The organism is Salinarimonas sp. (assembly GCF_046292825.1).
In the GTDB taxonomy this organism is placed as follows: domain Bacteria; phylum Pseudomonadota; class Alphaproteobacteria; order Rhizobiales; family Beijerinckiaceae; genus Salinarimonas.
This window is the reverse complement of record NZ_JBKBQG010000050.1, coordinates 1-11,204: the sequence shown is the minus strand read 5'-3', so window position 1 is coordinate 11,204 and position 11,204 is coordinate 1. Positions and strand designations below refer to the sequence as shown.

Annotated in this window: 10 protein-coding genes; 3 read left to right on the top strand and 7 right to left on the bottom strand. The window is 69.7% G+C overall.

Annotation, left to right across the window (positions count from 1 at the left end):
• Positions 1 to 79: 79 nt before the first annotated feature.
• From ACK4UM_RS18075 to ACK4UM_RS18055, 5 genes are all read right to left on the bottom strand, one after another.
• Positions 80 to 406, bottom strand: coding sequence for a hypothetical protein (locus tag ACK4UM_RS18075; RefSeq protein ID WP_409802100.1), 327 nt, complete (start codon positions 404 to 406; stop codon positions 80 to 82).
• Between the two features lie 136 nt (positions 407 to 542).
• Positions 543 to 2,675 carry a dipeptide ABC transporter ATP-binding protein gene (locus ACK4UM_RS18070; RefSeq protein WP_409802096.1) on the bottom strand — a complete coding sequence of 711 codons (2,133 nt, stop codon included), beginning with the start codon at positions 2,673 to 2,675 and terminating at the stop codon, positions 543 to 545.
• Between the two features lie 8 nt (positions 2,676 to 2,683).
• Positions 2,684 to 3,622 carry an ABC transporter permease gene (locus ACK4UM_RS18065; RefSeq protein WP_409802092.1) on the bottom strand — a complete coding sequence of 313 codons (939 nt, stop codon included), beginning with the start codon at positions 3,620 to 3,622 and terminating at the stop codon, positions 2,684 to 2,686.
• 13 nt (positions 3,623 to 3,635) lie between these two features.
• Positions 3,636 to 4,568: an ABC transporter permease gene (locus tag ACK4UM_RS18060; RefSeq protein ID WP_409802090.1), complete on the bottom strand. Its 933-nt coding sequence runs from the start codon at positions 4,566 to 4,568 to the stop codon at positions 3,636 to 3,638.
• Between the two features lie 222 nt (positions 4,569 to 4,790).
• Positions 4,791 to 6,494, bottom strand: coding sequence for an ABC transporter substrate-binding protein (locus ACK4UM_RS18055; RefSeq protein WP_409802088.1), 1,704 nt, complete (start codon positions 6,492 to 6,494; stop codon positions 4,791 to 4,793).
• A gap of 372 nt (positions 6,495 to 6,866) precedes the next feature.
• Between ACK4UM_RS18055 and ACK4UM_RS18050 the strand changes: the two genes are divergently transcribed.
• Complete coding sequence (locus ACK4UM_RS18050) at positions 6,867 to 7,709, top strand: AAA family ATPase (protein WP_409802086.1); 843 nt, start codon at positions 6,867 to 6,869, stop codon at positions 7,707 to 7,709.
• A 128-nt stretch (positions 7,710 to 7,837) separates the two neighbouring features.
• Here the strand turns inward: ACK4UM_RS18050 and ACK4UM_RS18045 are convergent, their stop codons facing one another.
• Together ACK4UM_RS18045 and ACK4UM_RS18040 are read right to left on the bottom strand one after the other, a co-directional pair.
• On the bottom strand, positions 7,838 to 8,506 hold the full coding sequence (locus ACK4UM_RS18045) for an AI-2E family transporter (protein ID WP_409802084.1): 669 nt from the start codon (positions 8,504 to 8,506) through the stop codon (positions 7,838 to 7,840).
• Between the two features lie 36 nt (positions 8,507 to 8,542).
• Complete coding sequence (locus ACK4UM_RS18040; RefSeq protein WP_409802082.1) at positions 8,543 to 8,938, bottom strand: hypothetical protein; 396 nt, start codon at positions 8,936 to 8,938, stop codon at positions 8,543 to 8,545.
• 294 nt (positions 8,939 to 9,232) lie between these two features.
• Between ACK4UM_RS18040 and ACK4UM_RS18035 the strand changes: the two genes are divergently transcribed.
• Both ACK4UM_RS18035 and ACK4UM_RS18030 read left to right on the top strand, forming a co-directional pair.
• Positions 9,233 to 9,847, top strand: a complete 615-nt coding sequence (locus ACK4UM_RS18035; protein ID WP_409802080.1) for a transglutaminase-like cysteine peptidase — start codon at positions 9,233 to 9,235, stop codon at positions 9,845 to 9,847.
• 375 nt (positions 9,848 to 10,222) lie between these two features.
• A complete protein-coding gene (locus ACK4UM_RS18030) occupies positions 10,223 to 10,858 on the top strand; it encodes a transglutaminase-like cysteine peptidase (protein ID WP_409802078.1) in 636 nt (211 codons plus the stop codon).
• The last annotated feature ends 346 nt before the right edge of the window (positions 10,859 to 11,204 follow it).

The window sequence follows — 11,204 nt, the reverse complement described above, 5'->3', positions numbered from 1 at the left end:
ACAGCCTCCGCAGGTTAGGCAACCTCCGAGGGAAGGAAGAGGGAGCGCCTCCGGCCGGACATCACACCCATCTCCCCCCTCACGGGGACGACAGCGCTCTGTGGCGGCGCGCGAGGCGGGTGCGGTTGGCGCGGACGCGGCGGCGGTAGAGGCGCACGACCTTCTCCGGGGAGGCGTGCATGCGCCCCGTGAGGACGCCGAGCGCCATGATCTGCTGCGCCTCGACGAAGGCCGCGACCTTTTCGGGGGCCATCAGCTGCGCCTCCGCCATGGCGGGCACCTGGCCGGTGGCCATCGCCATGAGCCGCATGCCGATCACGGCTTGCGCTTCGAGCGCGAGGCGGACGACGTCCAACCCCAGCGCGAAGAAGGCGGGGACTGTCGGGAATTGGGGGAGGGGATACACGTTGGGGGGGCTCCGTGCGGTCGCGACGCGCGTCGAGACCGAAAAAGAGCCTCGCCCCCAACGCGCCCGCGGTCAAGGGCGTGGGACCCCCCGGAGTTCCCGGATAGGGTACTTACGCGACCCTATCCACCGCCGCTTACGCCGCGCTCGCCGGCGGCTCGGCCTTGCGGAAGACGGGCTCGACCGTCTCGAGCTCGGATAGCGGGATGTGGCAGGCGATGCGGTGGCCGCCCGCCATCGCGTGGACCGGCGGGCGCTCCTCGTCGCAGATCGCGCCGAGCTTGCGCTGGCAGCGCGTCGCGAAGGGGCAGCTCTTCGGCGGATCGAGCGGGCTCGGCAGCGCGCCCTCCAAGACGATCCGCGTCTTCTCGATCGCGGGATCGGCGACGGGCACCGCCGAGAGAAGCGCCTCCGTATAGGGATGGTAGGGCGGCTCGAACACGTCCGCCGTGCGGCCCTGCTCCATGATCTGGCCGAGATACATCACCACCACGCGGTCCGCGAGATAGCGCACGAGGCCAAGATCGTGGCTGATGAACAGGAGCGTCGTGTCGTTCTCGCGCTGGATGTCCATCAGGAGCTGCGTCACCGCCGCCTGGACGGAGACGTCGAGCGCCGAGACCGGCTCGTCGGCGACGACGACGGAGGGGTTGCCGGCGAAGGCGCGGGCGATGCCGACCCGCTGCTTCTGCCCGCCCGAGAGCTGGCGCGGCTTGCGCTCGGCGAATTCGCGCGGGAGCTTGACGAGATCGAGGAGCTCGTAGACGCGCGCCCAGATCCGCTCGTGCTTCGTCTCGACGCCGAATTTGCGGATCACGCGGGCGATCTGCGCGCCCACCGTCTGGCTCGGATTGAGCGTGTCGTTCGGGTTCTGGAAGATCATCTGGAGGTTGGCGACCTGCTCCTTCGAGCGGCTCGTCACCGGCGCGCCCGAGATGTCGTCGCCCTCGAAACGGATCGCGCCGTCGGTCGCGGTCTCGAGACCCATCAGAACGCGTGCGAAGGTCGACTTTCCGCAGCCCGATTCGCCGACGATCGCCACCGTCTGCCCGCGCCGCGCCTTGAAGCTGAGCGCCTCGTTCGCCTTGACGTAGCGCACGGAGCGCCCCGAGAGCATCGCGAGGAGCGAGCGGTCGTAGACGGGGTAGTATTTCTGCATCTCGGCGACTTCGAGCACAACCTCGTCCGAGGCGGGCTCGCCGGCATCGCGGCGGCGGCGGGCGGGGCGCGGCCGACGCTCGATCGCGTCGAGCCGCAGGCAGCGCGCGCGATGGGCGGGCGCGTCCTCGTCGTCCTCGGCGCCGGCCGCGCCCATCGGCACCGGCCCGGCATCGCAGAGGCCCGCCTGGAAGAGATCGCAGCGCGGGCCGAAATTGCAGCCCGGCGGGCGCTTGTGCGGCAGCGGCAATTGTCCGCGGATCGCCCGCAGCGGCCGCGCGTTCTTGTCGGCCGCCGGCACCGGGATGCAGCCGAACAGGCCGCGCGTATAGGGGTGGCGCATGGCCGAGAAGACGTCCTCGACCGCGCCTTCCTCCACCACCTCGCCGGAATACATGACGGCCACCCGGTCGCAGACCTCGCGCACGAGGCCGAGATTGTGGCTGATGAACAGGATCGCGGTGCCGTATTTGCGCTTGATCTCGCCGATCAGCTCGACGATCCCCGCCTCGACCGTCACGTCGAGCGCCGTCGTCGGCTCGTCGAGAAGGAGGAGGGCGGGGTTCGCGAGGAGCGCCATCGCAATGACGACGCGCTGCTGCTGTCCGCCGGAGAGCTGGTGGGGATAGGCGGACAAGACGCGGTCCGCATCCGCGAGACGCACGTCCGCGAGGATCGCGCGCGCGGCCTCGAGCGCCGCATCGCGATCGAGGCCGCGATGGATCATCGGCACTTCCGCGAGCTGCGCGCCGATCGTCAGCGACGGGTTCAAGGCCGCGAAGGGCTCCTGGTAGACCATCGCGATCTCGTTGCCGCGCACGCGCCGCAGCTCGGCCTCGGAGAGCGCGAGGAGATCGCGGCCCTTGAAGCGCATCGCGCCCGCCGCGATCCGCCCGTTGCGGCCCATGTAGCGCATGATGGCGTTCGCGACCGTCGACTTGCCGCAGCCGGATTCGCCGACGAGCGCGACGCTCTCGCCCGCGCGGATCGTCAGGTCGAAATCGACGACCGCCGGCACCTCGCCGGCGCGGGTGAGATAGGAGATCGCGAGGCCCTCGATCTCGAGCACGGGCTCGGGGGAGGGGACGAGGCTCGGCGAGGTCTCTGTCACGGGCGGCCTCAATCCTTCAGCGAGATCTCGCGGATGCCGTCGGCCAGGAGGTTGAAGCCGAGGACGAGCGAGGAGATCGCGATCACGGGGACGATCGTCATGTGCGGGGCGAAGGTCGCCATCGCGCGCGTCTGGTTGACCATGCCGCCCCAATCCGGGTCCGGCGGCGGCAGGCCGAGGCCGAGAAAGCCGAGCACGCCGATCGTGATGATGGTGTAGCCCATCCGCAGACAGGCATCGACGACGAGAGGCCCGCGCGCATTCGGCAGGATCTCGACGAACATGATCCGCCAGGTCGATTCCCCGCGCGTCTGGGCGGCGGCGACGTAGTCGCGGTTCCTGAGGTCGAGCACGAGGCCGCGCACGATGCGCATGATGCCCGGCGCGCTCGCGAAGGTGACGGCGAGCACGATGTTGAGCCCCGAGGCGCCGAAGGTCGTGATGACGACGACGTAGAGGACGAGAACGGGGAAGGACAGGATCAGGTCGGAGAGGCGCGAGAGCACGTCGTCGACGATCCCGCGCTTGTAGCCGGCGAGAAGCCCCATCACGATCCCGACGGCGAAGGCGCAGCCCGTCGCGAGCGGCGCGTAGAACAGCACCGTGCGCGAGCCCCAGATCACCCGGCTGAGCACGTCGCGCCCCAGATGATCGGCCCCGAGAAGGAAGATCCCTCCGTCGGGATGCGGCGCGAGCGGGGGCGCGAAGGGCACGAATTGCGCGTTCGGCGGATAGGGCGCGATCCACGGCGCGAGGATCGCGACGAGAACCCAGAAGGCGACGAGGCCCGCGCCAATCATCGCGACGGGGCTCTCCCGCAGGAGCGCGAGCGCCGAGCCGAGAGGGCGCAGCGGCGCGAGGAGCCGATCGCGCAGGCGCCCCCGCGGGGGCGTCGCTTCGGGCGGCTGCGTCGCGATCTCGGGGCGGATGGTCGTCGTGTCCGTCATCGTGCGGCTCCCGTCACGCGAAGCGGATGCGCGGGTTGAGATAGGTGTAGCCGATATCGGCGAGCGTCTGCGTCGTCACCGCGACGAACACCGCCACCATCGCGCAGGCCTGGATGAGGAAGATGTCCTGGTTGAGTGAGGCCTCCAGGAGAAGCGCGCCGAAACCCTTGTAGGCGAAGAAGAATTCCACCACGATCACGCCCGAGAGCAGCCAATTGATCTGCAGCATGATCACCGTGAACGGCGCGATCAGCGCGTTGCGCAAGGCGTGGCGCAGGATGACCTGACGATAGGGCAGGCCTTTGAGGATCGCGGTGCGGATATAGGGCGTCTGCATCACCTCGGCCATGGAGGCGCGGGTCATGCGCGCGATGTAGCCGAAACCGTAGAGCACCAGCACGGCGACGGGCAGCACCAATTCGCGCCAGGAGAACCCGTCGTTCATCGGGCTCGTCCCCGGCAGCCAGGCGAGCCAGAACACGAAGACGAAGGTGAGGAGCACCGCCGAGGCGAATTCCGGGATCGAGGTCGTCAGGATCGAGCCGACCGAGATCGTCCGGTCGAGCTTCGAGCCCTCGCGCATGCCGGCGAGAACGCCGAGCGCGAGCGCGAGCGGGATCATCAGGGCGAAGGTCACCCCGCCGAGGATCGCGGTGTTGGCGAGCCGCGGCCACAGCACCTCGGTCACCGGCACGCGGAAGCGGATCGACTCGCCGAAATCGAGGGTCGCGACGCGCCCGAGCCATTCGACGTAGCGCACGAGCACCGGGCGATCGTAGCCGTTCGCCGCGAGCCAGAGCGCGCGCTGCTGCTCGGTCGTGTAGGGCCCGAGCACCTTGATCGCGACCGAATCCCCGTTCACCTCGAGGAGGAGAAACAGGATGATCGACACCGCGAGCATCGTCAGCAGCATCGCGACGAGCCGCCGCCCGAGGAAGATCAGCATGGGATTGTCTCCATCCATCTCCCCCCGAAGGGAGGGTGGACGCAGGTGGCGGTGATTCTGCAAGCCTCGGGTCCCACCCGACCCCTTTCGCTTCGCTCAGGGGCCACCCTCCCCTACGGGGAGGGATGTCGCGCCCATCCCTCCCCGTAGGGGAGGGTGGACACGGGAGCGAAGCGACCGTGGCCGGGTGGGGCCCGGATCACACGGGCCCATGAGCCCAGATCACCCCTCCAGCCACACCCCCTCGAAATGGTGCTCCTCCGCGGGGTGATGCGCGTAGCCGCGCAGGCGCGGGGTCGCGGCGGTGAAGGCGGAGCGCCAGAAGGGCTGCACGATCACCGCGTCCTCCCGCAGGATCCGCTGCAGCTCGGCCATGATCTCGCGGCGCTCCTCGACGTCGATCGTCGCCTCGGCCTTGTCGAGGAGGTCGTCGAAATCGGGGTTCGCATAGCCGCTCTCGTTCCACGGCACGCCGGAGCGATAGGCGAGCGAGAGGACCTGCGTGCCGAGCGGGCGGTGGGTCCAGGCGGTGAAGCCGAAGGGCGTCGTCGTCCAGCGGTCCCAATAGGTGCCGCCGGGCATGATGTTGACCTGGAGCCGGATGTTCGCCGGCCGCAGCTGCTCGACGAGCGCCTGGCAGGTATTCGGCTCCCAGGTCGGCTGGGCGACGCAGTCGATGCGGATGTCGAGCCCGTTCTCGTGGCCGGCTTCCGCGAGGAGCGCGCGGGCGCGCTCGTAATCCTGCTCGGAGGGGCCGATATCGGCGTATTCGGGGTGGATCGGCGCCACGTGATGGTCCGCGCCGACGACGCCGAGATTCTGGATCACGAGCTCGAGCAGGCGGTCGTTGTCGACGCAGAGCCGGATCGCCTGGCGCACGCGCACGTCGTCGAAGGGCGCGGTGTCGACCTTCATGCGGGCGACGCCGGTCTGCGCGGTCTGCGCCTCGTAGAGCGTCAGCATCGGCATGTTGCGCGCGACCGGCACCTGCTCGACGTTGAGCCGCAGCAGCATGTCGACCTGGTTCGAGGCGAGCGCGGCGAGCGGAGCCGCCGGATCGTCGCCGAGATCGATGTAGTCGATCCCGTCGAGCGGCACCTCGCCGCCCCACCAGCCGTCCTCGCGACGGCGATAGCGGGCGCGCGAGCCGACCTGGAGCTCGACGAGCTCGAAGGGCCCGGTGCCGATCGGCTCGTTCGCCCAATTGCCGCCCTCGAACGACCGATGCGCGAGGAGCGCGGGATAGTCGCCCATCGATTCCGGCAGCGCCAGGAAGGGCGTGCGCAGGTTGAACTCGACGGTGTGGTCGTCGATCTTGACGACGGCGTCCTCACGCATCGGCGAGCCGTCCTCGTTGGAGGTGCGCAGCGCCGAGAAGCGGCCGTAATTGGAGGAGCCGGTCGCGGGGTCCATCCAGCGGCGGAAATTGGCGATCACGTCGTCGGCGCCGAAGGCGTCGCCGTTCGACCAGGTGACGTCGCGGCGCAGGCGGAACGTCCAGGTGCGCAGATCCTCCGAGGCCGACCAGCTCTCGGCGAGGTGCGGCACGGCGATGTTGTCCGACGAGATGCGCACCAGCGGCTCGAGCACGTGGCGCAGCTGGTTGCCTTTCTCGGTCCAATCGATGGTCGCGGGATCGGAGATCTCCATGACGTTCATCGCGACGCGCAGCGTGCCGCCGCGCACGGGCGTGCCGTTCTGGGCGCGGGCGGCGGGGGCGAAGGGCTCGCCGGTCAGCTTGCCGGCGAAGGCGTAGGCGGTCGCGGCCGAGAGGCCGAGCAGGGTCGCGGTGCGCAGGAACTCGCGGCGGCTCACGCGGCCCTCGCGGACGCGCTCCGCCACCTGGGGTAGGCTCGGGTGAACGCGCGAAAGAACGTCCTCCTCGCGCGCGTCGAGGCGCGCGGCCTCCTCGATCTTCTTCGTCATGCGAAACGTCCTCTCGCCTCGTCGGGGCGGCTCGCGCGACGCGAGCCTCGTTGAACGGCGGTGAGGGCCCTAAAGCCCAGCTCGGGCGGACAGTTATCGCTCGCAGGCCGAAATGTGTCAAATGGTAGATCGCGGGCGGCGCCAGGACGATCCGCGCCGTCCCGCATCGCTCATCGCGCGCTCTCGCGGGCGAGATCGCTCGCGCGTGCGTGGACGATTGGCGGGCGGCGACGATAAAGCCTCCGACGCTGCGGCGCGCGCCTCGAACAACGCTTCCCCGCCGCGGCGATTCTGTCGCGCGCGGGCCGTTGCGCGGGCACGTCCGCCATGGGACAAAGGCCCTGCCGCCGCCCCCTCCGGAGGAAATCCCGCATGCGCTTCACCGGCACCGATCGTTACGTCGTCACGAAGGACCTCGCGGTCGCCGTCAACGCCGCGATCGCGCTCGAGCGGCCGCTCCTCGTGAAGGGCGAGCCGGGGACGGGGAAGACCGTCTTGGCGGAGGAGATCGCGCGCGGGTTGTCGGCGCCGCTCATCACCTGGTCGATCAAGTCGACGACGAAGGCGGCGCAGGGGTTGTACGAGTACGACGCCGTGTCGCGCCTGCGGGACAGCCAGCTCGGCGATCCGCGCGTGTCCGAGATCGGCCATTACATCCGCCGCGGCAAGCTCTGGGAGGCCTTCATCTCCGAAACCCGCCCGGTGCTCCTGATCGACGAGATCGACAAGGCCGACATCGAGTTCCCCAACGACCTCCTCACCGAGCTCGACCGCATGGAGTTCCACGTCTACGAGACGGGCGAGCTCGTGCGCGCGCGGGTGCGCCCCATCGTGGTGATCACCTCCAACAACGAGAAGGAGCTCCCCGACGCCTTCCTGCGCCGTTGCTTCTTCCACTACATCCGGTTTCCCGACCCCGACACGATGGCCGGCATCGTCGCCGTCCACTTCCCCGGCATCAAGGAGCGCCTCGTGGCGGAAGCCATGCGCGTCTTCTTCGGCCTGCGCGAGGTCCCCGGCCTCAAGAAGAAGCCCTCCACCTCGGAGCTGCTCGACTGGCTCAAGCTCCTGATGGTGGAGGACGTCTCCCCCGAGACCCTGCGCGAAACCGACACGAGAAAGCTCATCCCCCCGCTCCACGGGGCCTTGTTGAAGAACGAGCAGGACGTGGCGTTGTTCGAGAAGATCGCGTTCTTGTCGCGGAGAGGGGGCTAATCCCTCCCTGTAGGGGAGGGTGGCCTCCGAGCGGAGCGAGGAGGTCGGGTGGGGTGCGAGGCGCGGAGGATGAGCGCCGCCCGGGCCCCACCCGACCCCTGTCGCTCCGCTCCAGGGGCCACCCTCCTCTACGGGGAGGTATTCCCCGTCCCCCGCGTCTCCTCCCCCGGCACCTGCGTCTCCTCCCCGAGCGTGCCGCGCATCCAGAGCATCTTGACGAGCACCATCAGCGTCACCGTGATCGGCACCGCGAGGAACACGCCGAGGAAGCCGTAGAGGAGGCCGAAGGCGACGATGGCGAAGAGGCCGAGCGCGGGGGGCAGCATCACCGCGCGGCGCTGGACGAGGGGGACGAGGACGTTGCCCTCGACCTGCTGGATGACGACGATGAAGGCGAGCGTCCACAAGAGCGCGTCGAGGCCGACGTTGAAGGCGAAGACGAGGGCGGGCAGCGAGCCGACGACGGGGCCGACGAAAGGCACGAAATTGGTCAGCCCCGCGATCAGCCCGAGCGCCACCGGCGCCGGCAGGCCGATCCACCAGAAGACGAGCGCGCCGGTGACGCCCACGAAGGCCATCGAGACGAGCTGGCCCGCGAACCACAGCTTCAGCGCCCGCCCCGTCGTCACGAGCGCCGCGTCGAGCGGCTCCTGGCGGGCGGCGGGGAAGAGGCGCACGAGGCCGCGGCGATAGAGCGCCGGATCGTAGGCGAGGTAGATCGCCGCCATGATCGCGATGAAGGCGTCCAAGAGCCCGCCGAGCGCGGAGAACCCGAGCCCGGCCGCGCGTCCGAGCACCGTCGTGCCGCCCGCCGCCGCAAGCTCCTCCTCGATCTAGCCGATCGGATCGTCGATGCCGAGCGCCCCGCCGAGCGCCTCGATCGCGTCGGGCAGCCGCGCGACGACGTCGGCGAGCTGGCCGTAGACCGTGCCCGCGAAGAAGACGAGGAAGCTCGCCGTGCCCGCGACGAGGGCGACGATCGTGATGCCGAAGGCCGCGCCCTCGGGCAGCCCCGTCGCGTCGCTCAGGAGATCGACCGCCGCGCGGATGATCACGGCCATCAGCAGCGCGAGGAAGGCGAGCACGATGACGTAGGAGATCAGCCACGCCGCATAGGCGAGGACGGCGAAGGCGGCCACGATCGCGACGCGCCGCGCGAAGGCGGCGTCGCGCCCGAGCGGCCGTCGTGCGTGCAGGCTCAGTTTCTCGATCGTCGTCCGCTTCCGCACATGCGCTCCTCGAGGGGCCCCTCGCGCACGGATTGGCGAGGGCGCGCAGGCAAACGGGAGGCGAACTGCCCTGGTTCCGATGCGTCGGCGGGGGAGGGGGTTACCGAGATCCTGACGCGAGCGGGAGACTTTCGACGAAACCGCGCAAGGGCCTGTTGCGGCTGATCGCGAAATCGGCCCGCGGGCGGCACTCCTTACCGCGAATCGCTCGAATTGCGCGCAACCGCTTCAGCGCCGGCCAAGCCGCGCCGGGCAATCTCTCCCTCGGACAGGGAAGGGAGGGAGACAGGAACCATGGCTCGGACGGGAATCATCGCCGCGTTGGCGCTCCTCGGAGCGGCAGGCATCGGGAGCGCCGCGATCGCGGCGCCGCTGCCGGTGCCGACGATGCCCGCGGCCGCGATGGGCGAGGCCCGCCCGATCGCCGGCTGGGTGCAGTTCTGCAGCGACTACCCGAGCGAGTGCGTGGTCGAGACGAGCGAAGACGCCGAGATCCGCCTCGACGCGCAGTCCTGGACGACGATCCAGGACATCAACCGTCGGGTGAACGCGGCGATCCAGCCGAAGACCGACTGGGAGCTCTACGGGGTCGCCGATCACTGGACCTTCCCCACGGAAGGCTACGGCGATTGCGAGGATTACCAGCTCCTCAAGCGCCATCTCCTCGTGCGCGCCGGCCTGCCGCGCCGCGCGATGCGGATGACGGTCGTCATCGACGAGAAGGGGGAGGGGCACGCCGTGCTGATGCTCCACACGGACCGCGGCGACCTCGTCCTCGACAACAAGACCGATCGGATCCTGCCCTGGCACCAGACGGGCTACGTCTACGTCAAGCGCGAGAGCCGCGAGCGCCTCGGCTGGACCTCGCTCGGGCATGCCACGTCGCCCACCGCCACCGCGCGGTACTGATCCTCGAACCCACGAGTTTGCGAGCCCCCGGTCACGTCCCCACCCTCCCCGTCCCAAGACCGGGCTCGCAAAACAGGGCCGGCCTCTCCCCGAGGCCGGCCCGCCCCTTTTGGGAAAAGGGTTTCGGCGCCGAGGACCCTTTACTGCCGAGCTTCTAGGAAAATTATTGCACTGTTGCTCGGAACCAACGTCTCACGGGATCGTTAGCTACCGTTTGACTTTGTCCCTTGAGCCCGGCCCTCGCTTCTGGCAGCCTCTTTAACAGAAGCTTAAAAACGGTCTCCGGGGGCGGCGATGGCGATTGATTCGGTCGGTGGCGACGGCGCAGGCGCAAGCTCGGTTCGCGAGCACAGGCTCTGGCGCACGATTCAGAATTTGCGCGGGGCCGCTGCGGCGATCGCCATCGTGACCGGCGGCGCGCTCGCGAGCCTCGTCGCGCCCGGCGAGACGGCGGCGCAATCGCTCCTCCCCGAGCCCGCCTACCAGCTCGCCTCGACGGGCTCGGCCCGCCCGGTTCCGGCCTGGAACGCCTTCTGCGAACGCCACCCCGTCGAGTGCGCGGTCGACCCCTCCGAGGCGGACACGATCACGCTCACGCCGAGCATCTGGCGTCTGATCGAGCGCGTCAACCGCGAGGTCAACGCGCAGATCAAGCCGATGACCGACATCGAGCAATGGGGCGTGATCGACAGCTGGGACTTCCCCAAGACCGGCTACGGCGATTGCGAGGACTACCAGCTCCTCAAGCGCAAGCGCCTCGCCGATGCGGGCCTGCCGCGCCGCGCCATGCGCATGACCGTGGTTCTCGACGAGAACAACGAGGGCCACGCGGTGCTCAAGATCCGCACCGATCGCGGGGACTTCATCCTCGACAACAAGATCCGCACCGTCGTGCCCTGGGATCGCACGCAATACGTCTACATCAAGCGCGAGGGCACGGCCTCGATCCAGTGGGTCTCGCTCGGCGGCGTCACCTCGCCGACCGCCGTCGCCGCCGCCGCCGCGCGCTGATCGGGCGGGGAGGCGTGCTCGGGCGCGCTTTCCCGGACCATCGCACGAGCCCCACCGCCCCTAACCCCTCCCCGCCGCTGCGCGGAGGGGAGGGGAATGCCGTCGCGGCCTGCATCGAGGAGGGCGTCGCGAGACGATCGGCGGCAGGAAGGCCCGCGCCGCGAAGGTCCCCCTCCCCCCGCGCAGCGGCGGGGAGGGTAGGGTGGGGGGTGGTCGGGCCTGTGGATCGGGTAGGGAGGCGTGCTCGGCCTCTCCGCCGGAGTTCTTCCACGATCCATCCCACAAGCCCCACCGCCCCCCACCCCTAACCCCTCCCCGCCGCTTCGCGGGGGGAGGGGGATCCCGT